The 23,588-nt window shown below is 66.6% G+C and carries 22 protein-coding genes; 12 read left to right on the top strand and 10 right to left on the bottom strand.

The features are described 5' to 3' along the window. Window positions 1-23 precede the first annotated feature (23 nt). A complete protein-coding gene (locus tag ACOYYX_RS26350) occupies window positions 24-344 on the top strand; it encodes a tetratricopeptide repeat protein (protein ID WP_422925231.1) in 321 nt (106 codons plus the stop codon). A gap of 126 nt (window positions 345-470) precedes the next feature. Continuing rightward, complete coding sequence (locus ACOYYX_RS26345) at window positions 471-1,580, top strand: D-TA family PLP-dependent enzyme (protein WP_422925230.1); 1,110 nt, start codon at window positions 471-473, stop codon at window positions 1,578-1,580. Window positions 1,581-1,658: 78 nt separating this feature from the next. Here the strand turns inward: ACOYYX_RS26345 and ACOYYX_RS26340 are convergent, their stop codons facing one another. Next, window positions 1,659-2,693 (bottom strand): lysylphosphatidylglycerol synthase transmembrane domain-containing protein, encoded by a 1,035-nt coding sequence (locus ACOYYX_RS26340; protein WP_422925228.1) that lies wholly within the window; start codon window positions 2,691-2,693, stop codon window positions 1,659-1,661. A gap of 53 nt (window positions 2,694-2,746) precedes the next feature. Beyond that, complete coding sequence (gene hisB, locus ACOYYX_RS26335) at window positions 2,747-3,337, bottom strand: imidazoleglycerol-phosphate dehydratase HisB (protein WP_422925226.1); 591 nt, start codon at window positions 3,335-3,337, stop codon at window positions 2,747-2,749. A gap of 267 nt (window positions 3,338-3,604) precedes the next feature. Here hisB and ACOYYX_RS26330 point away from each other — a divergent pair, with 267 nt between their 5' ends. Next, window positions 3,605-4,387 carry a DUF1559 domain-containing protein gene (locus tag ACOYYX_RS26330; protein WP_422925224.1) on the top strand — a complete coding sequence of 261 codons (783 nt, stop codon included), beginning with the start codon at window positions 3,605-3,607 and terminating at the stop codon, window positions 4,385-4,387. 10 nt (window positions 4,388-4,397) lie between these two features. Here ACOYYX_RS26330 and hisC read toward each other — a convergent pair whose 3' ends face one another. The 3 genes from hisC to hisD all read right to left on the bottom strand — a co-directional run bounded on the left by hisC (window position 4,398) and on the right by hisD (window position 7,465). Next, the gene (gene hisC, locus ACOYYX_RS26325; RefSeq protein ID WP_422925222.1) at window positions 4,398-5,450 is read right to left on the bottom strand and encodes a histidinol-phosphate transaminase; all 1,053 of its coding nucleotides are present in this window, start codon (window positions 5,448-5,450) and stop codon (window positions 4,398-4,400) included. Between the two features lie 7 nt (window positions 5,451-5,457). Then, window positions 5,458-5,955, bottom strand: a complete 498-nt coding sequence (locus ACOYYX_RS26320; RefSeq protein ID WP_422925220.1) for a GNAT family N-acetyltransferase — start codon at window positions 5,953-5,955, stop codon at window positions 5,458-5,460. A gap of 136 nt (window positions 5,956-6,091) precedes the next feature. Continuing rightward, the gene (hisD, locus tag ACOYYX_RS26315; protein WP_422925218.1) at window positions 6,092-7,465 is read right to left on the bottom strand and encodes a histidinol dehydrogenase; all 1,374 of its coding nucleotides are present in this window, start codon (window positions 7,463-7,465) and stop codon (window positions 6,092-6,094) included. 225 nt (window positions 7,466-7,690) lie between these two features. Between hisD and ltaE the strand changes: the two genes are divergently transcribed. From ltaE to ACOYYX_RS26275, 8 genes are all read left to right on the top strand, one after another. Further along, a complete protein-coding gene (gene ltaE / locus ACOYYX_RS26310; RefSeq protein WP_422925216.1) occupies window positions 7,691-8,737 on the top strand; it encodes a low-specificity L-threonine aldolase in 1,047 nt (348 codons plus the stop codon). Between the two features lie 243 nt (window positions 8,738-8,980). After that, window positions 8,981-9,433, top strand: a complete 453-nt coding sequence (locus ACOYYX_RS26305; protein WP_422925214.1) for a hypothetical protein — start codon at window positions 8,981-8,983, stop codon at window positions 9,431-9,433. Between the two features lie 69 nt (window positions 9,434-9,502). After that, window positions 9,503-10,402: an ABC transporter permease gene (locus ACOYYX_RS26300; protein WP_422925212.1), complete on the top strand. Its 900-nt coding sequence runs from the start codon at window positions 9,503-9,505 to the stop codon at window positions 10,400-10,402. 47 nt (window positions 10,403-10,449) lie between these two features. Next, window positions 10,450-11,754: an MlaD family protein gene (locus ACOYYX_RS26295; protein ID WP_422925210.1), complete on the top strand. Its 1,305-nt coding sequence runs from the start codon at window positions 10,450-10,452 to the stop codon at window positions 11,752-11,754. Between the two features lie 242 nt (window positions 11,755-11,996). Continuing rightward, entirely contained in the window at window positions 11,997-12,281 is a 285-nt protein-coding gene (locus ACOYYX_RS26290; protein ID WP_422925208.1) for a flagellar biosynthesis anti-sigma factor FlgM, read from the top strand. A 308-nt stretch (window positions 12,282-12,589) separates the two neighbouring features. Next, window positions 12,590-14,161, top strand: coding sequence for a GspE/PulE family protein (locus tag ACOYYX_RS26285; RefSeq protein ID WP_422925206.1), 1,572 nt, complete (start codon window positions 12,590-12,592; stop codon window positions 14,159-14,161). A 48-nt stretch (window positions 14,162-14,209) separates the two neighbouring features. Continuing rightward, on the top strand, window positions 14,210-15,037 hold the full coding sequence (locus tag ACOYYX_RS26280; RefSeq protein WP_422925204.1) for a hypothetical protein: 828 nt from the start codon (window positions 14,210-14,212) through the stop codon (window positions 15,035-15,037). 132 nt (window positions 15,038-15,169) lie between these two features. Then, a complete protein-coding gene (locus ACOYYX_RS26275) occupies window positions 15,170-15,664 on the top strand; it encodes a Fur family transcriptional regulator (RefSeq protein WP_422925202.1) in 495 nt (164 codons plus the stop codon). Between the two features lie 95 nt (window positions 15,665-15,759). Here ACOYYX_RS26275 and ACOYYX_RS26270 read toward each other — a convergent pair whose 3' ends face one another. From ACOYYX_RS26270 to ACOYYX_RS26250, 5 genes are all read right to left on the bottom strand, one after another. Further along, entirely contained in the window at window positions 15,760-17,394 is a 1,635-nt protein-coding gene (locus tag ACOYYX_RS26270) for an alkaline phosphatase family protein (protein WP_422925200.1), read from the bottom strand. An 80-nt stretch (window positions 17,395-17,474) separates the two neighbouring features. Then, window positions 17,475-18,185, bottom strand: a complete 711-nt coding sequence (locus tag ACOYYX_RS26265; protein ID WP_422925198.1) for a methyltransferase domain-containing protein — start codon at window positions 18,183-18,185, stop codon at window positions 17,475-17,477. 153 nt (window positions 18,186-18,338) lie between these two features. Next, window positions 18,339-19,499 (bottom strand): aminofutalosine synthase MqnE, encoded by a 1,161-nt coding sequence (mqnE, locus tag ACOYYX_RS26260; RefSeq protein ID WP_422925196.1) that lies wholly within the window; start codon window positions 19,497-19,499, stop codon window positions 18,339-18,341. A 200-nt stretch (window positions 19,500-19,699) separates the two neighbouring features. Continuing rightward, complete coding sequence (locus ACOYYX_RS26255) at window positions 19,700-19,975, bottom strand: hypothetical protein (protein WP_422925194.1); 276 nt, start codon at window positions 19,973-19,975, stop codon at window positions 19,700-19,702. Beyond that, window positions 19,972-21,744, bottom strand: a complete 1,773-nt coding sequence (locus tag ACOYYX_RS26250; protein WP_422925192.1) for a proline--tRNA ligase — start codon at window positions 21,742-21,744, stop codon at window positions 19,972-19,974. Before ACOYYX_RS26250 ends, ACOYYX_RS26255 begins: the two co-directional genes overlap by 4 nt. 655 nt (window positions 21,745-22,399) lie before the next feature. Here ACOYYX_RS26250 and ACOYYX_RS26245 point away from each other — a divergent pair. Next, window positions 22,400-23,404: a hypothetical protein gene (locus ACOYYX_RS26245; RefSeq protein ID WP_422925190.1), complete on the top strand. Its 1,005-nt coding sequence runs from the start codon at window positions 22,400-22,402 to the stop codon at window positions 23,402-23,404. The last annotated feature ends 184 nt before the right edge of the window (window positions 23,405-23,588 follow it).

Genomic DNA, 23,588 nt, shown 5'->3' with positions numbered 1-23,588 from the left:
GCCACACGCAGCGGATCCGACCCATGCCGACCCCCAACGAACTTTACGACCAGGCCGTAGACCTCCGCGACAAGGGCGACAAGCCGGGCGCCATCGCCATCCTCGAGGAAGCCGTCGCGGCCGACCCCGCCTTCGTCATCGGCCACGGCATGCTGGCCAAGCTCTATGCCGACGTCGCCGAGATTGACGAGGCCATCGCCCACGCCAAGAAGGTGGTCGAGCTCGAGCCCGAAGACACCTTCAGCTACACCGCCCTCTCCGTCATCTATCAGCGCTGCGGCAAGATCCCTGAGGCCGAGCACGCCAAGGCGATCGCCTACAACAAGCAGATGGGCTTCGAGTAATCGACGCCGCGGATCACGTCATCTCGACAACGAGTCCGATGGCGCCGTCCTCGACGGGCCGTCGGACGACCACTCGACCCTCACATCTGCCTCGGCCCCGGATCGCGAACGGAGAAATCCTCGACGATGTCATCGCCTTATGTCTTGAATGACCCCTCCGCGCTGCTCAGCCCCTCGCTGCTGATCTTCCGCCCGATCCTCGTGAAGAACCTCGAGGCGATGATCGGCATGGCCGGCGGTGCCGAGCGGCTCCGGCCGCACGTGAAGACGCACAAGATGGCCGAGGTCGTGCGCCTGAGCGAAGAGATGGGGATCCACAAGCATAAGTGCGCCACAATCGCCGAGGCCGAGATGATCGCCGCGGCCGGGGGCAACGACGTCCTCATCGCCTACCCGCTCGTCGGCCCCAACGTCAAGCGCCTTGCGAAGCTGGCGAAGGCCTATCCGCTGACGACTTTCCGCACCCTCGTCGATCACCCCGAGTCGGCCAAGGCCCTCTCCGCCGGGCTCGAAGGGGTCGAGAAGCCGATCCCCATCCTGATTGATCTCGAGGTCGGCATGGGACGCACCGGTATCGCGCCCGAAGCTGCGCTCGAGCTGGTCGAGCTCGTCACGAGCCTGCCCAACCTCGAGTTCGACGGCCTGCACGCCTACGACGGCCACATCCACGAGACCGACCTGGAAGAGCGTCGGCGGCTCGTCAAAGCAGGGGTCGAGCGGACGCTCAAGCTCCGCGACCGGATCGAGGCCAAGGGGATCCCGGTCAATCGGCTCGTGATGGGGGGGACGCCGAGCTTCCCCGTCCACGCCACGCTCGACGCCCCGGGGGTCGAGCTCTCGCCGGGCACGTCCGCCTTCCACGACGTCAGCTACGCGACCAAATTCCCGGATCTCCCGTACACGCCGGCCGCGGTCGTCCTGACCCGCGTGATCAGCCGGCCGGGGCCGGACAGCATCTGCCTCGACCTCGGGCACAAGGCCGTCGCGGCCGACCCCGCGGGGCCTCGCGTCGCGCTGCTCGGCGTCCCCGACGCGACGCTCGGCAAGCAGAACGAGGAGCACCTCGTCGTGACGACGCCCCATGCCGATGCGTTCCCCCCCGGCACGCCCGTCCTCGCGATCCCGATGCACATCTGCCCGACCTTCGCCCTCCATCGCAAGGCCTACGTCATCGACAACGGCGAAGTCGTGGCCGAGTGGGAAGTCACCGCAAGGGACCGCGTGCTCACCATCTGATCCGTTAACGCAAAGGCCGACATCCGGGCGAGTGAGCTTTCTCGCCCGGATGTCGGCCTTGTCTTTCAATCCTCTGGCTCAATCCTCGATCAACTCTTCCTCGAGGTGCTCGGCCGTCTCGGTGAGGCTGCGGACGAGGCCGAGGTTCGAGAGATAGACGCAGAGGCTGACGAGGGCGCCCGCGTACATCAGCACGCGGAAACCCATCATGGCGAGCGCGCCCGACGGGTGCGAGACGAGCTTGAAGAGCTGGTCGCTGACCCCTTCCGTGAGGCCGATCGCGCCGAAGGGGAGGGGGACGGCCGTCGTGAAAAGGGTGAGCGGGACCATCAGGAAGTGGTCCGCGATCGACGGGAGCCCCACGGGGAACATCGTCCGGCTGATCGTGTAGAAGGCCAGGACGTTCAGCCCGTGACAGACCGCCGACAGCAGGAACGATCCGAAGACGACGCCGAGGCGGCCTCGATAGGTCTCGGAGATCATCCGCAGCTCATTCAACAGGAATGCGAGCTTGCTGTGGGGGTGGGGCTGGCCGTCGACGCCCGGGGCAGGCGGGGGGAAGAGCCGGAAGAGGGCCTGCGTGAAGATCGATGCGAGGCCGAGGAAGCCGGCGGCGAGGAAGGCCCAGACGATCAGGATCAGGCGCTGGACGACCGGAGGGGCGAATGACCAGGCGAAGATCCCCGCGACGCCCGCCAGGATGAACAGGCCGAGCAGGCCGAGGATGCGGTCGAGGACCATCGACGCGATCCCCTTCGTCGTGTTGATCTTCATCTTGGCGAGGAAGGCCGCCTTGATGAGGTCGCCCCCGACGGCGCCCGGGATCACGATGTTGTACACGTTGCCGACGTACCCGAGCAGCAGGGCGTCGCGGAGCCGGAAGCTCGGCTCGATCACCCGCACGAGCCAGTTCCATCGCACGAACGTCAGGAAGAGGCTGGCGAGGTAGATCCCGAACGCGAGCGCGATCAGCTTGGGGTCGAGGTCCCGGCTGAAGACGTCCCGGATCGGCCCCCGGTTCTTGTAGATGACCAGGCCGAGCAGGCCGAACGCGATGACGAGCAGCAATGCGTTGATCAGCAGGGATCGTTGCGGATTCTTCGGTTTCGACATTGGGGGACGGCCTCACTCGGGTCGGTATGGATCCGCGCGGTCCGCGATCGGGGTCAGAGGGAGCCCTTGGTCGACGGGACCCCGTCGTTGCGGGGGTCGCGCTCGGTGGCCATGCGGAGCGTCCTGGCCAGCCCCTTGAAGATCGCCTCGCTGATGTGGTGGCTGTTCCGCCCGTAGTGCAGCAGGACGTGCAGGTTCATCCGCCCCTGGGTCGAGAACGCCTGCCAGAAGTCGGCCACGAGCTCGGTGTCGAAGGTGCCGATCTTGGGCGAGGGGAACGGGGCGTTCCAGGCCCAGTAAGGCCGGCCACCGAGGTCCACCGCGCACGTCACCAGCGTCTCGTCCATCGGCAGGACGACGTGGCCGTAGCGCCTGATCCCCGCGCGATCTCCCAGGGCCCGGTCGAGCGCCTGCCCCAGGCAGATCCCGATGTCCTCGGTCGTGTGGTGGTCGTCGACGTGCAGGTCGCCGTTGCAGGTGACCGTGAGGTCCATCAGCGAATGCCGCGCGTAGAGCTCGAGCATGTGGTCGAGGAACCCGACGCCGGTCGCGACCTGGCATTGCCCGCGGCCGTCGAGGTCGAGGGTGAGTCGGATGTCGGTCTCTCGCGTCTTGCGCACGATCTCGGCTGTACGGTTCGCCACGGCGTTCGGCTCACTTCCCGGCGGTTTCGCTTCGGCCTCGACCCGACCACGCTCGTTCGAGGAGTTTCAAGGCCCATCACTCTAGCAGAATTCGGCCGCGACCGCGCGAGTCTCTCCGACCGACCGTCATCGTGAGCGACGCCCCCCCCGAAAAGATTCCTCGAGACGACCGCCAGCCACTTGCAAGGGAACTCCGGTAATATTACTTTTCGAAAAATCGTAATAAGGCTGAGTTCCCCCCCGAGCTCGCGAGCGAGGCAGACTGCCATGAAGCGTCCAGGCCGACCCGGCTTCACGCTGATCGAACTGCTGGTGGTGATCGCGATCATCGGCGTGCTCGTGGGATTGCTGCTGCCGGCGGTCCAGGGGGCCCGGGAGGCCGCGCGTCGGATGGACTGTCAGAGCCATCTCCACCAGATCGGCCTTGGAGTCATGCAGTACTTCGACGACTGGAACGGCCAGTTCTTCCTGCACCATCCGTTCGACGCCGACGTCAGCTCTCAGGTCGATGCGGCCGAGTCGTTCGCCGAGATCTACTGGGAAGACAAGATCATGCCATACGTCAACCCGCTCTACGCCAACGAGGCGATCGCGAAGGGGGGGACGCAGGTCGCCGACGAGAAGATCTTCCGCTGCATGTCGGATATCTCGAGGATCGAGCCTTACATCGACCCCGACACGAACAAGCCCGCCGGCATCGCCAACCGCACGAGTTACCTGATGAACTCGCTCTTGAGCCACAAGACGAGGCGCTACGGGCGCTGGTCGTTCCCCAGGTTCCAGAACGAGATCGGCACCTCGAACTTCGTGGCCTTCAACGAGCGCGACGGCAAGCAGATGGACATCGACCCCAACGCCGAGCCGAGGCAGGACGACTACGATATCTGGATGGGGACCCAGACCCTCGACACCTGGGTCGCCTGGAACCGGCACGGCAACGCGAACGCCCTCTACCTCGACGGCCACGCCGTCTCGCGCTCCAAGGGAGACTCCTACCCGGGCATGTACCCGGGCGGGCAGTTGCTGACGCTCCCCACCTTCTTCCCCTGAGTGATCGGGGTCAACCCTTCACCAGCGGGACGAGGTTCTCGAGGAGTTTATCGATCTCCGAGTCGGTGCCGACGGTGATCCGGAGGCCATCGGGCAGGCCCGGGTAGCGCATGAGCCTGACCAGGATCTTTCGCTCTTTGAGGGCCTGGTAAATCTCACTGGCCGGAGGGCCCCCGGTACACCAGACGAAGTTGGCCTGACTCTCGGGGACGTGATAACCGAGGTCGCGGGCGGCCTTCGTGAGCCTGGTACGGGTCGCCAGGATCTTGGCGCGGGTCTCGGCGAGATACTCCTGATCCTCGATCGCGGCGACGCCCGCGGCCAGGCTGAGCTTGTCGCAGTTGTACGAGTCCTTGACCTTCGCCAGGCCCTCGACCATCGGGCGCTGGGCGATCAGGTAGCCGAGCCGCATCCCGGCCAGGCTGTACCCCTTGCTGAAGCTCCGCGTGACGATCACGTTCGGATGCTCGGCGACGAGCCCGACGCAATCGCTCTCGGCGAAGTCGGCATAGGCCTCATCAACGACGAGTGGGCCGTCGATCTTGCGGGCGAGCTCGCCGACCTGCGCCGGGCTGAGCGAGGTCCCCGAGGGGCTGTTCGGGTTCGCCAGGAATGTGAGCTTCGCGCCGGGCACGGCGAAGTCGTCCGCCGAGAGTTCCCAGTTGTCGCGGAAGGGGACCTCGACGACGCGGGCGTCCTGCAGCTCGGCGAGGGTCTTGTAGAGGATGTAGCTGGGGGTCGGATACGCGATCAGGTCCCCCGGGCCGGCGAAGGCGCGGGTAATGATCGTGAGGATGTCGTCGGAGCCGTTGCCGGCGAGGATCATCCCAGGGTCGACGCCGTGCTTCCTGGCCGCCGCCTCGCGGAAGGCCGTGCCCATCGGGTCGGGGTAGAGCCGGAGACGGTCGTCGATGGCCCCCGCGAGCGCCGGGGCGACGCGAGGGGAGGGGGGATACGGATTCTCATTCGTGTTCAGCTTGATGTAGACGCCGTCCCGGGGCTGCTCGCCCGGCACGTAGCCTGCCATGCGGTCGATGTGCGGGAGGAAATACGAGCGGCTCATGCGGCGATCACTTCGAGTTAGGGGAGGTCGAGGCCGCCAGGTTGGCGAGGGCCTCGTCGTCGATCCGGTAGACCGTCCACTCGTCCATCGGGCGTGCGCCCAGGGATCGATAAAAGCCGATCGAGGGTGCATTCCAGTCGAGCACCGACCACTCGAGCCGGCCGCAGCCGCGGTCGACGGCCACCCTGGCGACGCTCGCCAGCAGGGCCTTGCCGATCCCCCGGCCGCGATGGGTCTCGCGGACGTAGACATCCTCGAGGTAGAGGCCCGCCTGGCCCCGGAAGGTCGAGAAGGTCGAGAAATAGAGGGCGAAGCCGACCGACTCCCCGTCCACCTCGGCGAGGATCGCCTCGGCCGACGGCCTGGGCCCGAACAGGTGCGTGCGGAACGACTCGGGGGTCGCCTGCGCATACTCCTCAAGCTTCTCGTACTCGGCGAGTTCGAACACCATGCGGACGAGCGTTTCGGCGTCCTCGGCGCGACAGGGGCGGATGGTCGCGGTCATGCAGCATCAAGCGTGCAAACGCACACTTCCTGAAATTTTAGGGATGAAACGGCATGGATCGATGGAAGGATGGGCCGCGGGGCGGCAAACGCCCCGCGCCGTCATGGCCTCGGACGCATCCTGGGGTCGCGACAGCTCAGGCCCTCTGGTCATCCTCGAGCCGGACGTCGACGCTGTAGCGGTGGGCGGTGAGCCCTTCCTTGTCGGCGAGGAGCCGCACGTCGGGCGCGATCTGCGCGAGGCCTTCGCGGCTCACGAAGATCAGGCTCGTGCGCTTGAGGAAGTCGTTGGAGCAGAGGCCGGAGGCCCAGCGCGCCGTGCCCCCGGTGGGGAGGACGTGCGACGGCCCCGCGGCGTAGTCGCCCACGGCCACCGGCGTCTCGTGACCTAGGAAGATGGCCCCGGCGTTGGTGAGCCGCTCGGCCAGGCGTTCCGGGTCGGAGGTCGAGACGTGCAGGTGCTCGGGGGCGATCAGGTTCGTGAGGGTCACAGCCTCGTCCTCGTCACGGACCAGGATCAGGGCGCCGAACCGCTCGAGGCTGTCCCGAGCGAGGTCGCCGCGGCTCAACTGGGAGAGCTGCTGGGCGAGCGCGTCGGCGACGCGGTCGATCAGGTCGGGCTCCCAGGTGATCATGACACTGGCGCCCGGGGAATGTTCGGCCTGGCTGATGAGGTCGGCCGCCACGAAGCGGGGATCGGCCGTCCAGTCGGCGATCAGGACGACCTCGCTCGGGCCGGCGATGCTGTCGATGTCGACCTCGCCGTAGACGAAGCGCTTCGCGAGGGCGACGAAGAGGTTGCCGGGGCCGACGATCTTGTCGACGGCCGGGATCCCCTCGACGCCATACGCCAGCGCGGCGATCGCCTGGGCCCCGCCGATCCGGTGGACCTCGGTGACGCCGAGAGCATAACAGGCGGCGAGCAGGTCGGTGTTATAGCCACCGAACGGCGTCGGCGGCACGACGACGGCGATCTCTTCCACGCCGGCGGCCTGCGCGGGCACGACCGTCATCAGGAGCGACGACGGATAGGCCGCCGCGCCTCCCGGGATGCAGACGCCCACCCGCTGCAAGGGGCGATAGCGGAGCCGAAGCTCGGTATCGACCCCGCGCCTCAGCACGGCGTCCCGGTTCAAGATCCCGAGCTGGAAGGCCAGGATGTTTTCGCGGACCCGGCTGATCGTCTTGAGGTATTCCGGATCCGCCGCCTTGTGGGCCGCGCGGAGCTCGTCGCGCGAGACGCGCGCGGAGACGGCGTCGAGCTTGGCACCGTCGAGCTTGGCGGTGTACTCGAGCACGGCTTCGAGGCCCCGGTCGCGGACGTCGGCGCAGATCCGCTCGACGACCTCCTGCGGGGTCAGCGGCTCGCCGAACACCTCCATGGTCCGGGCACGCCCCTGAGGGCTGACGACATTACCCTTGGGGCTGAGCTGCCTGCGTAATTCGAGGATTGCTTCGCGCGCGTCGTCACTGGCGCAATCGATCCTGCTGATGTTGAGCGTCGTTGCCATCGGAACGGAGTTCTCCCTGAAGTCGGACGCGATCATTCTATCCCGCGCGTCGGCCGCTCGCCTCCACTTTTTCGCCGCCGACCTCCAAGCCCTCCTCAATGCGAGTCGAAACCCGACGCGGAGCCGGTTGACCGCGAAGTCCTCGGGCCGAGTAGAATAGGACCCCTCAGCGCCGCCCGAGGCGGTCGACCAGAATCCTCCCGCCTCCTTCCGGAGTCCCGCCCGATGAGCCGACCCCCAATCGACCTCCGCTCCGACACCGTCACCCGGCCGACCCCCGCGATGCGACGCGCCATGGCCGAGGCCGAGGTCGGCGACGACGTCTACGGCGAAGATCCGACCGTCCTCGAACTCGAGCGGAAGACGGCCGAACTTCTCGGCAAAGAAGCGGCCCTCTTCGCCCCGTCGGGCACGATGACCAACCAGATCGCCGTGGCCGTCCACGCGAACCCGGGGGACGAGGTGCTCTGCGAGACCACCGCGCATCTCTACGTCTGGGAGGGGGGCGGAATCGCCAGGCTCTCGGGCGTCACCGCGAGGACCTTGCCGGGGCGTTCGGGCATCCTCGGGCTCGATGACCTCAAGGACAAGATCCGCCCCGACGATGGCCACTACGCCCAGACCCGCTTCGTCTCCCTCGAGAACACGCACAACCGAGGCGGCGGCAAGGTCCACCCGATCGAGAGCATCGCCGCGATCTCGTCCTGGGCCCGCTCCAATGGCCTCGCCATGCACCTCGACGGTGCCAGGCTCATGAACGCCGTGGTCGCCTCGGGGATCTCCGCTCGCGAGTGGTGCAGCCACTTCGACACGATCTCCATCTGCTTTTCGAAAGGCCTGGGTGCCCCCGTCGGCTCGGCGCTCGTGGGGACTCGCGAGCAGATCGCGAAGGCTCACCGGATCCGCAAGGTCTTCGGCGGCGGGATGAGGCAGGCGGGCATCATCGCGGCGGGGGCGCTCTACGCGATCGAGCACAACGTCGAGCGACTGGCCGAGGACCACGCGAACGCGAAGATCCTCGCCGACGCGGTCGAGGAGACCCCCGGTCTGAGCCTGGAATCGGGCCCCGTCGAGACCAACCTCGTCTGGGTCACGGTCGACCCCAGGCTCGGCAGCGCCGCCGATGTCGTCGCGAGGCTCCGCGAAGTCGGCGTGCTCGTCTCGGCCCTCGGCCCCCAGGTCGTGCGGATGTGTACCCATCTCGACGTCTCTCGCGAGTCGGCCGAATTTGCCGTCGGCCAGATCCGCAAGCTCGGCGCGACATTGCGTTGACACTCCTCCGGAGCCGCCCCGACGCATCCCGATGGCCGGCGGGGCATTTTACGAGCAGGCCCGCCCCGTCATTTCGAGTGAAGGAACTGGCATTGCTCGATTTTCCGACTTGGAGTAGGGTCCGCACCGCGCATCCAGTTGATGACTCCTTTTTACAACGGCGACGAGTCGCATCCACGCCCTTGATGGCGAGGCAGTCCGGCGCGTCGCAGCCTTTTCGGTCGGGCCAAGGCGGGCCCTGCCATGATCGAACAAACGGATCAACAGCCCGCATTCCGAGAAACAGCGGCCCCCGGCACCGGGGGACGACGGGACCGGCATTTCATCGGCCGGGTCAAGACCCGCGTACCGGTCTGGCTCGTCCTGGCGCTCCTGCTGCTGGCGGACGGCTGCGGGATCGCCCCTAAGGGCTTCAAGTCGCTGAACAACCCGGCGGCGATCACCCGCGCGAGGTCCGTCGGCCTCGGCAATAACCTGCCCAATGCTCGCGTCATCCCGGCCTTGATCGACCGCCTGAGCGACACCGACCCGGTCGTGCGCCTCTCCGCGCACGAGGAGCTGAAGAAGCGGACCGGCCAGGATTTCGGTTACGTCCCCTGGGGCGAACTCGGGGAGCGGAACCAGGCCGTGGCCCGCTGGAAGCAGTGGTGGGGCGACCAGAAACCCGCTCTGGCCAGGAATCGACAAAATCCTTAAAGTGTCGCACCAGTGAAGCCGCAAGGCTCGATTTCGCACGCTCGCGACCGGTCATGGAGGACCGACGCCATGGCATCCAGTTCGCTCTTCGAAGCCTCCGTGCTATCCCCCCTGGGATTCATCGGCCGAGGAGCCTTGGGGAGCCTGAGCTACCTCGGTGGCGTCGGCACCCTCAGCCTGTCGGCCTTCGGCTCGGCCTTCCGCCGGGGCGAGGAAGACACCCCGCTGATCTCCTCCTGCCTGAGGCAGACCTGGACCTATCTCTTCCTGGGGATCCCCCTGGTCGGCCTGGCCCACGTCGGGATGGGCTCGTTCCTCTCGATGCAGGCCTACTACGGCGGCACGTTCGTCGACGGCACGGGCGCGGTGGTCGGCGTGGGGCTCGTCCGCAACGTGGCGCCCCTCGTCACCGGCCTGATCCTCGCAGGGGTCCTGGCCCCGCTCCTGACCTCTGAGCTGCGCGGTCGGGCCACCTGGGAATCGCGAGTCCGGCGCGTGCGGATCCCGGATCGGGGCATCGTCCCCGGCCTTGAGGGGGAGGAAGGTTCGAGCCCCTCGGCGGCGCGCCTGGCCGCCGTTCGCCTCATCGCCGCGCTTGTGGCGGGCCCTATCCTCTGCCTCTGGGCGATCGTGGTGGGGACGGTCGTGGGCTGGCAGGTCGCGCAGGAGCTGCTGGGCGTCTCGACGCACTCCTATTTCCACATGTTCACGGAAATGCTCTGGGTGCGCGACGTGATCGGCGTGGTCTTCAAGGGGATGGCCTACGCCCTCTTCGCCGCGGCGTTCGCCTGCCATGAAGGGCTCAGGGAATCCCCGGATACCAGCTTCGAGGGGGTCGTCTTCTCGGCCTTCCGGGCGGCCTGCCTCGCCACGCTGGCGATGCTGATCGTCAACAGCGGCTGGTTCCTGCTCGTTTATCACGCCGGGCCGCCGTTCGGCCCCACGTTGTTGAATCCTCCGTCGGTTTGACGGCGGGAAGGTGGACCGTGCCTCGTCTCCTTGGGGAGGGAACCCCGATGCCAAATCGTTCCTCGTTCCGCGAGGTCGCGGTCGGACTTTTCATCGTCGCGGCGATCGCGGGGCTACTCGGCCTGCTCGGGATGGCCAGCAGCGGCCCCGGCTATCTATCCTCGAACCGGACGATCGACGTCATCTTCAATGACGGGCAGGGGATCCGGGTCGGCAGCGCCGTGAGAATCGCGGGCATCGACGCCGGCCGCGTCAGCGACATCGACCTGACCGAGATCGACGGCACGCTCAGGGCCAAGCTCAAGATCTCCTTGCCGGTCCGCCTGGCCAAGAAGCTGCGGCAGGACGTGAAGATCACGATCCAGGAGAGCCTCGCCGGCTCGAGCCGGGTCAACATCGTCTCGTCGGGCAAGTCGGCCGTGGCCCTCGTCCCCGGGCAGGTCATCCAGGGGGTGGAGTCGAACTTCTTCGACCCGATCCTCGAGCAGGTCGGCATGGGGCCCGTCGAGCGGAGCCACATCAGCCACACGATCGCCGAGGTGCGCGAGACCATCGACTCCGTCGGCCCCCGGATCAAGCTGATCATGGGGACCTTCCAGGACACGGCGGCCGGCCTCCGCGAGGCGGCGGACACGATCCGCCCAGCCGTCGAGTCGACCGCCGGGAACATCCAGGAACTCTCGAAGCGGATCGCAGCGGCCGGGCCCGGCGTCGAGTCCGCCCTCAAGCGGCTCGACACGATCACCGAGGTGGCCGAAGGGGTCCTCTCCGAGAACCGACCGAACATCAAGGCGACCGTCGCCAGCGTGCGGGACCTCACGGCCACCGCGCAGGACGTGGCCGCCAAGAACCGGGCGAAGGTCGAGGCCGTCGTCGACGGCCTGAACAACATCCGAGGTCGTGCCGAGCGGCTCCTCTATCAGGCCGACCAGCTCGCGGGGCAGGGGCTCCAGATCGTCACGAGGAACCGGGCCGACCTGGAACGGACCGTCGCGAACGTCCGCGACGCCACCGACTGGGCGAGCAAGCTCGTTCAGAAGATCTACGCGAATCCGTTCTACCTGAGCCCCTTGTACAAGCCAGGTCCTGAAGACCTGCGGGCCTCGACCGCGTATGATACGGCCCAGGTCTTCACCAAAGGCGCCCAGGAGCTGACGGACCTGGTGAAGACGCTCGATGCCATGTCCGCCAACGCATCGACACCCGAGCAGCGCAAGCAAATCGCCCAGCTCCACCAGAGCATCAATGAGGTGACGAATCGGTTAGGGGCGACGGCCGGATCGCTGGCGGAAGCCCTGAAGCCCGCCCAGAGGACCGCGGCGAGGGGCATGCGAAATGCCCGCCAACAATAACTCAGAATGATGGCCCGATTTTCGTGCCTTTGGTTAAATCCGTTCCATCTTCCGGCCGATACTATAGGTGTGGACGCCCGAGACCATTGGGCACCACCGCGAAGGACTGAGGGAAGGACACACCGGCGGACCTCAATCTGCCGGCCCGACCTCAAAACGATGGCCTTCGTGGGGAAAGAACAGTAAGTCCGGGCGTGCCGACGGTGGAGCCGCCGGCCAGAGCATCAACAGGGGAGGCACACATGGAAGTCTACGGCGCTGGGGGAATGCAAGGTCCCCAACCCATCTATCCGCGGCTGGCCGCTTTTAGTGTGGACGCCGGCCAGACCGTGCACGCGGGTTCGCCTCGCGATCAGGTCGAAATCTCGCCGCTCGGCCAGATGCTCGACGGGATCAGCCGGCTTCCCGAGATTCGTCACGAGAAGGTCGAGGAGATCCGGCGTCAGATCGCCGCAGGCTCCTATGAGACCCCCGCGAAGTTGGAACTCGCTCTCGATCGCCTGATCGACGAGCTCCAGGGCTGGTAATCCCGGCTAGGTTCCGCCCGGCCTTGGTCCTGGCGACCGATCGGCTGATGAACGGCATCGACTGCTTCGATGCCCGTCACATCGCCCGATCGGTCGCCAGTCCTTTTTTTTACGATGTTTCCACGCAACTCGCGAAAAATTCACTGGAAACTCGCGTCACGCCAGTGAAGAATGACACCTCGACGACCAGTCCCGCGGCCCGCCCGCTGTCAGCCAGACCGTCCTAATCGGTCCGTCCGTTCCCTTCGAGCCTATTATTTATAACACGTTTGGCGGTTACAGGGACTGGCCCCGTCTGGAGGCCAAGCGTGGAACCCACGACGACGCAGACGCGGACCACTGGATCTCCGGCTAATCATCAGCATCCCTGGCCGGACCCCTCGAAAACGAATGGCATCGACGCGAAGCTGAGCCCCGGCGATCAAAGCCTGGTGACCGCCCTGATCTCGAGCGGGCTGCTCACCGATCACCAAATCACGACGGCACGGCTCTACGCCGAGAAGAATCAACTCGACCTCCGGCAGTCGATCCTGGAACTCAGCCTGATCTCGCCCGAACGCCTGAACATGCTCGCCTTCGAGCGCCTGACGCTCCTCGCCAATCCCGGCGGCGTATATCTGGATTCGCAAGCGGCCCAGACACAGGGCCCCGTGGCGACCTTGATCTCGCCGGATCGTGCCAAGCATCAGCTCGACATCCGCAACATGCTCGCGGGCATGGTGACGACGGCACCGCTGCCCATCCTCGTCGCCCAGATCCTCGAATCCGGCTGCGAGTTGCACGCGACGGACATCCACTTCGACCCGCACGAAGACGGCGTGCGCGTCCGGTTCCGGGTCGACGGGCAACTGCAGAGCATCCTCGAGCTCGACAACGAGGTGGCCACCCCCGTCATCAGCCGGCTCAAGATCCTCTCGAACCTGAATATCGTCGATCGCCGCCATTCCCAGGACGGGCATATCAGCATCCAGCATGGCGGCAGATCGCGAGACCTCCGCATCTCGACCTGCCCGACCGCCTGGGGCGAGAAGATCGTGGTGCGGATTCATGAGATCATGGATCCGACCCAGGGGTTCGACTCACTCGGCATGACCTCGGTGCAGGTCGCGCAGCTCGAGCGCCTGGTCGCGCAGCCCTACGGCGCGACGCTCGTCGCCGGGCCCGTCGGTTCGGGTAAGACGACGACGCTCTACACCTGCCTCGCGAAGGTGAATTCCCCCTCGCGCAACGTCATGACGATCGAGGATCCGATCGAGAACCGGATCCCCGGGGCCAACCAGACCCAGGTCGACCGCGAGCTCAGGTTCAGCGACGGCCTGCGTGCCATGCTCCGCCAGGATCCCGACGTCATCATGATCGGCGAGATCCGGGATGACGAGACTGCCAAGATCGGCATCCGTGCGGCGTTGACGGGCGTGCTCGTGTTCAGCTCGATCCACGGCTCCGACTCGGCCTCGACCATCGGCAATCTCTACAACTTCGGGATCCCGGGCTACCTGCTCTCGAACAGCCTCCTCGGGATCGTCTCCCAGCGCCTGATCCGCAAGATCTGCCCGTATTGCCGCGTCTCATATTCCGCCGACGCCAAGATCCTGGCCTCGCTGGACCTCGACCCGAGCGAGCACGAACGCCTTGTCCTGCACCGCGGGCTCGGCTGCCACGCCTGCTTCCACACGGGGTATCTCGGCCGTGCGGGCATCTACGAGATCATGGAGATCAAGGACGAGCTCCGCGACTTGATCTTCCAGCAGATACCCAAGGAGATCCTCAGACGCGTGGCAATCGACCTGGGAATGCAAACGTTGAAGCAGAGCGCGGTCGATAAAATCCTCCAGGGCGTGACCACGGTGGAGGAGGCTTATCGCGTCGTCTCGATGTGAGCCACCGAGGCATGCCGTCGCCGAGAGCTAACCGGCAAGGAGGTCGGCATGCGTCCCGGAACCAAGACCCTGCTGGGGGCGACCCTCGTCGCTCCCGGCGTCATCACGATCGCACTGGGATGGAACTCGAGCTTCGGGGAAGAGCCGAGCCGCCTGGCCAGGCTCTTCCGATTCGGCGGGAGCTCCTCGTCTTCCTCCTCCGCACCGACGTCGACCCCGACGCCCGCTCCCGCTTCGAACCCCGGATCGACGGCCCCCGGCGGACTCGGCACCGAATTCTCGGAGCCTCACCCCGTCGGCCCCGAGGCCAATGGGTTCCCTGCGCCGACCGCCTCGAACGCCAGCCCGGCGGGCCCTCGACTCGTCCCCCAGCCCCGGGTCAGTCGCTCGGCGACCGAGTCGGATCCGATCGTCACCCGCATCTCGCTGGCACGATCGAATGACGGCAACCAGTTCGGCATGTTCCTGCAGGTCTATGCCGACGGCACCGTCATCGACAGCGACGGCGTGCATCACGCCAGCGACGCCGACATGAAACCGCTCACCGACGCCCTGGCCGCGTCGGAACTCTATCGGACGAAAGGCCATTGCGGCTCCCCCGCGACGGACTTCGTCGAGCAGGTCCACGTCGTCGTCTACGAGCGCAGCCTCGGCCGGCTCCGAGCCAATTCGTTCTCCTATTCGGGGAACACCCAGGGGTGCGACCACACGGTGAAGCATCTCCACGCCGCGCTCGACAATCTCCAAGGTAAGTTCTCGCGGATGGCAGCCCCCTCGCAGGCCACGGCGGGCCCGGCATTCCCCAATGGAACCCCGGCGGCCCCCGCTGCCGTCAACCCGACCGGCCCGACCATCTCCTTGACGCCCATCAACTAACGTCTTTTCCCGTCAGCATGAGTGGACCCCGGCGACGAACAGGCTACAATTAAGAATCATTCTTGATTCGAAGCACGCTTGTCCCGCCGGGAGTTTCGGCCGCGGCCGGCGCGTCGTTCAAGGGATTCACCCGTGTCTGACACCTCGCCGCTCACTCCGCTGACCGTCTCCGGGAGCCCGGAAGATAAGTTCCGTGAGTTTCTCGAGATCCGAGGAGAGAAACTCACGGAGCCGCGTCGCGTGCTGGTCCGGCACATCTTCGACTCGCACAAGCATTTCGATGCCGACGAGTTGATCCTCGACCTGCACAACGCCAATCGTCGCGTGAGCCGATCGACCGTCTACCGGACCTTGCGGCTCCTGGTCGAGGCGGGCCTCCTGCGCGAGCTCCGGCTCACCAACCGCACGGCCTACGAGCACGACTACGGCTATCCGTCGCACGACCACATGCACTGCACCGAGTGCAACGCGGTCGTCGAATTCCGGAACGACGAGATCCGCCGGGTCCGCGAGGCCATCAGCATGGAGCACGGCTTCCGCGCGGCGGGGCACCGCTTCGTGATCACGGGCGTCTGCTCGTCATGCTCGCGAGCCCGCAGCCCCCGACGACGGCTCGACCTGATCTGAACTGTGCCGTCGACGCTTCGATCTTGAAACACAAAGACCCCTGGAACCGGCGTTGGCCGACTCCAGGGGTCTCTTTGTTTGTTATCCGCAGGATCTCATTCGAGGTAGCCGAGATCGGCCAGGCGCTGTTCGATGATCGCCTGCTCTTCGGCGGTGTACTCGAACTGGGAATGATGAGGTCCGGAGACGGCCTCGGTCGGCGGGTCGAGTCGGGTCGTCGGCAGTTCGGAGAGGCATGCCAAGGGCTTGCCCTCGATGTGCGACGGGATCGGCATGGCCAGGAGCTTGAGGACCGTGGGGGTGACGTCGATCAGGTCGGCGTCGATCTGGGTCCCGGCGACGATCCCGGCGCCTGCCAGGGCGACGACCCCTTCGGGCCTGTGCGTGCCGGGGAGGTTCGCATCGGCCTCGACCCAGGCCTTGCCGGCCGTGAGCTTCGTCCGGACCCAGTACGACTCCTCGGGCAGGGCGATCAGGTCCGGATAGCCTTCCTTCGCGGGGTCGAGCTGGTAGGCTTCCGCCGTCTCGATGATCTTGGGGAAGAGCGCGACGCCGGTCTCGGGATGACGCGCGGCGGCAAGCGCCTGCACGGCCGACTTGCGGGCGTCGTCCACCTCGCGAGGCGTGGTCAGCGGGGCACCCGCCCGGCGGTCGGCCGAGTTCAGGTACACCATGGCCGCCGTGTCCTGGTGCGGGGCGAAGGCCAGCGTCCGCTTCCAGTCGAACGGGAACTGGGCCTCGACCGACGTGTCGAACGAGGACGATCGGGCCTCGGGATTGCCCCGCTTGGCCCCCCAGAGCTTGATATTCTCGGCCGCCTGCTTGGTCCGTCGCTTGATCTTCCCGCCCAGGCCGGGGACGCTGGCGACGCCGGCCTCGATCAGGATCCGGTTCACGTGGATCCGGCCCAGGCAAGGGCCGAAGCCGTGGTCGCTCACGACGAGCACCCCCGCGCCCCGCTTGTCGGCCAGCTCCGCGAGCAGGCCGATGGCGACGTCGAGGCCTCGGATCACGTCCCCCGCCGCGTTATTCCAGGCGGGGTCGTCGAGGCCGGTCTCGTCGACGTTCAGGAACCGCCAGGCCCGGTGCTGGAACGGGTCGAGGTTCTGGAACTGGACCATGAGGGTGGTCCAGTCGGGGACCATCTGGTCGGCGAGCAGGCCGCCTTGTGCACGGCCTTTGAAGCTCTCGGCGGTCAGCCTGGCATTCTCGGTGAGCTCGGCCAGGGTCTCCGGCACGCGCTTCCAAAAATAGCGGAGGCTGTAGTTCGGGACCTCGGCCTTGAGCCGCTCTGCGAACGCGGGCGAGCCCGAGAGCGCGGCCTCGAGGTGGGGAGCATCCATCCCGGAGACGACGACCCCGCGCACGTCGAGCGGCGGGAACGTCCCCGGCAGGTTGAGGCTGACGACCGATCGCCCGGCCTGCGAGAGCATGTGCCAGAAGGTCGGGACCCGGGCCCGGCCCGAGTGGTTGACCTTCATCTGGCCGGCCGCCACGTCGAAGTAGCGGTGGTCGAAGACCCCGTGCTTGGCCGGGCCGCAGCCTGTCATCATCGACGTCCAGGCGGCGGTCGTCACCGGGGGGATGATCGAGCGGAGGGTGCCTCGGGCCGACTTCGACAGGAGCGCGTCGAGGTTGGGCATCCACCCTCGACGCCGCATCGGGTCGAGGACGTTCCAGGTCGCGCCATCAAGACCGAGTATGACCAGTCGTTCGAGAGTCGTCGGCATCGGGCCGGTCCTCATCCCTTGAGCTGAGCGATGGATCCCAGGTTTCTCGACAAGACTACACGCTTCGGGCGAGGTGCCGCTCAGCTCGCGTTCGCGAGCGGATTCGCCGAGGCGACGTCGAGCGTGAACTCGGCCGAGTAGTAGGCCGAGAGGTGCTGCCGCTCGCCCTTGGAGCGATAGACCTGCGAGATCCCGCGCCGAACCTTCTGCGCGAGGGGGATGCTGGCTTCCGTCTCGCGGAGCCAGGCCCGGTAGTCGAGCGCGAGCTTGTCGGCCTTGGCGACCCAGCCTTCGGGCACCGGCCCCTTGACGGCGATCGCCATCACCGAGTGCGGGAACTTGTGATAGCCCTGGTAACCGGTCAGGCGGGCCCCGTAGGGGGTCAGCATCCGACGAAGGCAGTTCGGCGTCATCCGCCAGTAGTCGTCGGGGTAGCCGTGGATCCGGAAGTTGAGCGGCGACGTGATGACGAACATCCCGCCCGGCTTGAGGATCCGGTAGACCTCGTCGAACGCCCTGCGGACCTCGAAGACGTGCTCGAACGTCTCGATGCAGAGGACGGTCCCCGCGACCCCATCCTCGAAGGTCATCGCGCTCACGTCCTCGACGCGGTCGACGCCGGGGCCAGGGCGCATGTCGCAGCCGACGTAGTCCTTGCCCTTGAAGAGGCTGCGGAGGTCGGCGTACTCGACCTGGCCTTCGACCTGGTACGAGCCGAACTCGATGACCGGCTTCGGGCAGTCGAACGTCTCGGAAACGAGCCGGCAAAACGCCTTGTTATGGTCTCTCATCGCGGAGCTCCTCCTTGAGCTGTTCGCCAAGAGTCTCGAGTTTCGTCGGAGTCCCCCGAGGATCGAACCTTCGCCGTCGAGGGACTGAGACCGAGGGCCGGATCTTAGGACAAGTCCTGAAATCGGTCAATCCAAGCTCGGCAATCCCCTTGATCAGTCCCGTGCGCCCGTGCCGGCCCCGGCGATGGCGACCACGTCGATGTGGCTGCCCGAGCTCCACCGGCCCCCTTCACGCTGGACGCGGTGGTAGAGCGTGTCGCGCTCGACCGGGATGCGGCCGGCCTCGCGGATCAGGCGCTCGATCTCCGCGACCGTCGTCTCCTGCGGGGTATCGGCCCCGGCCTCGTGGTAAATCTTCTCGTGCACGACGGTGCCGTCGATGTCGTCGGCGCCGAAGGAGAGGGCGACCTGGGCCGTCTTGATCCCGAGCATGACCCAGTAGGCCTTGATGTGCGGGAAGTTGTCGAGCATCAGGCGGCTGATGGCCATCGTCTTGAGGTCCATCACGCCCGAGGGCTTGGGCAGCTCGTCCATCCTCGAGTTATCGGGGTGGAAGGCCAGGGGGATGAACGTCTGGAAGCCGCCGGTCTCGTCCTGCAGCTCGCGTAGCCGAATCATGTGGTCGATCCGGTGCTTCGCCTTGTCGATGTGACCGTAGAGCATCGTCGCGTTCGAGTTCAGGCCGAGCTGGTGCGCCGTGCGGTGGACCTCGAGCCAGGTCTCGGTCGAGGCCTTGGCCCCGCAGATCTCCTTGCGGACCTCGGGGTGGAAGATCTCGGCCCCGCCGCCGGGTAGACTGCCGAGCCCCGCGTCGATAAGGCGGACGAGCACATCTTTGATGTCCGTCCTGGCGATCTTGGCGAAGAACTCGATCTCGACGGCCGTGTAGGCCTTGATGTGGATCTCGGGGTACGCTTCCTTGATCCAGCGCACGAGATCCACGTAGTAGTCGAACGGCAGCTTGTGGTGGAGCCCGCCGACGATGTGCAGTTCGGTCGCCCCGCGCTCGTGGGCCTGCTTGGCCCGCTCGACGATCTGGTTGCGGTCCATGACGTACGCCCGCTCCGAGTCCAGGTCGGCCCGGAAGGCGCAGAAGTCGCACTTGTACACACAAACATTAGTCGGATTGATGTGTGTATTGACGTTATAGTAGCCGAAGTTGCCGTTGTAGCGCTCGCGGACCATGTTGGCCATCGTCCCGATGGCGAACAGGTCGTTCGACTCCTCGAGCGCGAGGCCGTCCTCGAAGCTCAACCGCTGGCCAGCTTCGACCTTCTCCCGGATCGCTTCCAAGCGGGACGCCTCGGTCGGCATATTGCGAACCCTACCTCTCTCCGTGAAGCAAATTCGACTCAACGTCAACTCGGGAAAGTCGATGCGAACGTCGCCCGCACCGACAGCCCCATCATTGCAGTCATTTTAGCCAGAATTGAAGGATTCGGCAACCGGGGGAGCCCATGCTCCCTCCCGGTCTCGTGCGACGGCCGAGGCGGATTGGCCGTCGCTATCTCTCCTTACGACGCGGGCAGGTCGTTCGTCGGCTTGGCCGGCTGGGCGGCGACGAGCCGTCTCCAGTGCGCAATCCCCATACCCAGGCAGAGGGACATCAGGACCACGAAGACGGCGACGACGACCAGGAGGGTGGCCCACTCGATCGGCCGATCCGGGGGCCAGCTTCGGTGCTGACCCCCTCGGATGACCAGGGTGATGGCGATCGGCCCCGCGAGAGTGAGGATCGTCATCAATCCGAGCAGGACCAGGGGGAGCTTCGGGGGGCGGTTGCCGCTCATCGCCCTTTGGCCTCGCTGCGGGCCTTGCGACGCTCGGCACCGAGCTCTCGGTGCTTCTGGCGGGCCGCCTCGACCTCGGCCAGGATCGCCTCGCCGGCGGTCGCGGCCGGGACGGTGTGGGCGGCCTCATCGGTCCGCCACTTGACCTCGATGTTCCCTTCCTTGAGGCCACGCTCGCCGATGACGACGCGGAGGGGGATGCCGATCAGATCGGCGTCCTTGAACTTCACGCCGGGGCGCTGTTCGCGGTCGTCGAAGAGGACGTCGAGGCCCGCCGCCTCGAACTGACGCTCGAGCGACTCGGCGGCGGCCATCACATCGGCGCTCTGGGTCTGGAGCGGGACGATCAGGACCTCATACGGTGCGAGGGGCAGGGGCCAGATGATCCCGTTGGCGTCGTGGCCGGCCTCGACCGCCGCGGCGACGATCCGGTTCACGCCGATCCCGTAGCAACCCATGATGATCGGGATCTCGGCCCCCTTCTCGTCGAGGTAGGTCGCCCCCATCGCCTTGGAATACTTCGTGCCGAGCTTGAAGACGTGGCCGATCTCGATCCCCTGCTTGACCGCCATCGACTCGCCGCAGCGGGGGCAAGGATCCCCCTCGTCGGCGTTGCGCAGGTCCAGCACCTTGTCGAGCGAGAAGTCGCGGCCCGGGACGACGCCGGTCAGGTGGACGTCGACCGCGTTGCCGCCGACCACGACCTTCGGCATGACCGCCACCGACGAGTCGACGACGAGCGGGATCTTGATCGCGACGGGGCCGAGGAAGCCGATCGGGGCGCCCGTGGCCTTCTCGAGGGTCGCCGTGTCGGCCGGGACGAGCGTCGAGGCACCGAAGGCCCGGCGGACCTTCGCCTCGTTGGCCTCATGGTCACCTCGGATCAACGCCGCGACGGGCTTGTCATCGGCGAGGAAGACGAGCAGCTTGGCCGACTCGGTCTCGGGGACCTTGAGGAACTTGCAGACTTCCTCGATCGTCCGGCAATTCGGGGTCGAGACGCTCTCGTAGGGCGGGGCCGACGCGTCCGGCGCGGTCTTGGCCGTGATCGGCCCGATCTCGGCGCGTTCGCGGTTGGCGGCGTATCCACACTTGAGGCACTGGATGATCGTGTCTTCGCCGGTGGAGGAGGGGACCATGAACTCGTGCGAGCTGTCGCCGCCGATGGGTCCGCTCTCGGCCTCGACGACGACGTAGGGGATGCCGCAGCCGTCGAAGATCCGGCAATAGGCCTCGTACATCGCGTCATAGCTGGCGTTCAACTGCTCGACGTCGGCGTCGAAGCTGTACGCATCCTTCATCAGGAACTCGCGGGTCCGCAGGATGCCGAACCGGGGGCGCGGCTCGTCGCGGAACTTGGTCTGGATCTGGTAGAGGGTAACCGGGAGCTGCCGGTATGACCGCACGAGTGCGCGGACGATGTCGGTGATCACTTCCTCATGCGTCGGCCCGAGGGCCATCGTCTGGTTGCCGCCGACGGTGAGCTGCATCAGCAGGTCGCCGAAGGTGGAGTAGCGGCCCGACTCCTTCCAGAGCTCGACCGGCTGGAGGGCGGGCATCAGGAGTTCCTGGGCCCCGGCGGCGTCCATCTCCGCGCGGATGACGCGGATCGCCTTGTTCAGGACGCGCAGGCCCAGTGGGAGATAGGTGTACGCCCCCGCGCCAAGCTGTCGGATCATCCCGGCGCGGAGCAGCAGGACGTGGCTCGGTGCCACCGCATCCGCCGGGGTTTCCTTGAGGGTCGGAATCAGCGCTTTCGACCAACGCACGGGGGCACTCCTGCTTGGGCCTTCGGGACCGGGTACCCGCCAACAGCGGCCCGGTCGAGATTCGCGGATGTGATCGGAACGAATACGAGTACGAGCCCGGGAGGGGGGCCGGGGCCATTTCGCGTCCCGGGTCCGGTCATCGAGACACGCGGCAACCCCTCGAGGTTCCGCCTTGCGCCCGTATCCGGACTCCCCGCCCCGAGGGCGGAGGCGAGTAATCTACCACAAAGGGCCCCATCGACGGAACGCGGACCCGACGGCGGGACCGCGCCGACAGGAACAGCCGCGCCAGGCCCGACGTCCCATGCGGGCGTTACGTCGCTCCTGCGAGGATTGGAAACCCTCCCGGGACTCGAAATCGCCGCAATTTCCGGGGGAAGTCGCGACGACAAAATAACACCAAAGGATGTCGTTGGTCGTTCGGGCTCTGGGCCTCGCGGATGGAGTCGTCTCGCCGAGAGTCAACATTGTTGATGATGGTTGTTGAGTAGCTTCAGCATTCCTCGATCGGTGAGGGATGCCGGAGACTCCGGCCGCAGGGAGGTGATCGGTGTTGCCATGGGATTCCAGGCGCGAGCGCCAAAACAATCGAGCCCGACGCCGCCCAACCCTCACCTCGCTCGAGGGGCTCGAGGGATTGGAAAAACGGGAGCTGATGGCGTATACCCCCCTGGGGTACTCGCTCCCCGACCTGTCGATCACCGGCTATGCCGCCCCCACCGCGTCCTGGGGCGGGTCGGTTGACGTGTCGGTCACGGTGAGAAACACCGGGGCCAGCACCCTGCCCGAGCCGTTCGCCCAGGCGCCGGGCGACGTCAGCTCGGCCGACGCGCCGGCGACCACGGTGGCGGTCTACGCCAGCCCCCGTGCGAATTCGAGCCGAGGCCAGGTGCTGGTGGGGACATTCGACATCCCCATGACGCGCCAGAATACGTTCCAGCAGGTGAGCTCGACGATCAGCCTGCCGACCCAGCCGCGCGGATTCGCGGGCGACGGCGGGGCGATCTTCCTGCGCTTCCAGGTGAACCCCGACCTGGCGTTCACCGAGGTGAATTATAAGAACAATACGACCGCGGCCTCGACGCGCGTCAGGATCGAGGCCCCGCTGCCGCAGCTCCAGGCGGTCAGCCTCGACGTGCCGCCGGTGATGCAGCCGGGCGACACGATCGACCCCACGATCCAGGTCGCCAACGTAGGCACGACCGCGACCAGCATCCAGGGGCCGGTGACCGTCGCCCTCGTCGCGTCGGTCGATCGCAAGTTCGGGCCGGGCAGCTCGATCGTCGGGCTCTACCAGGTCGCGAACATCCCCGCGATCTCCACCGCCCCCTCGAAGAGCGACTCGCTCGACAACTCCCAGAATATCAACCAGCCGAACAACATCGTCACGATCAGCGGCTCGCCCGTGACGCTGCCGACGCGGCCTGGGAAGTATTACCTGGGCGTGGTCATCGACCCCAACAACCAGATCAAGCAACTCGGCCGGATCGGCAGGGTGCGGTCCTCCATCGGCGCGTTCAGCCTGATCCACCAGGTCGGCCCGGTCGACTCAGGGCTGCCCCCGGCGGGCGTGGCGACCACCAGCCCGACCAACCTGCCGTTCCCTTACCCGGCGACCACGACCACGGTCGGCTACTCGAACAATACGACGACCGACTGATCCGCTCCGCTATGATCTCATTCGGCCCCTCCGTCGACGCCCGCCGTCCGTCCCGAAGGATGCCGGCCTCGAGGGCAGGGGGCCGATCCCCAGGCCGAGGATTCCCGACCTCGGCCTCGCCCGCGAGCGGGCCATGCTCTCCAGTCCGGGGAAATCCCCCGGGATGCCATCGCAATCGCTCGCG

The organism is Singulisphaera chitinilytica, from assembly GCF_049331405.1.
Classification (GTDB): Bacteria; Planctomycetota; Planctomycetia; order Isosphaerales; family Isosphaeraceae; genus PoT.
Note: the sequence above shows the minus strand (reverse complement) of the source record. Positions and strands in the feature narration are given on the sequence as shown.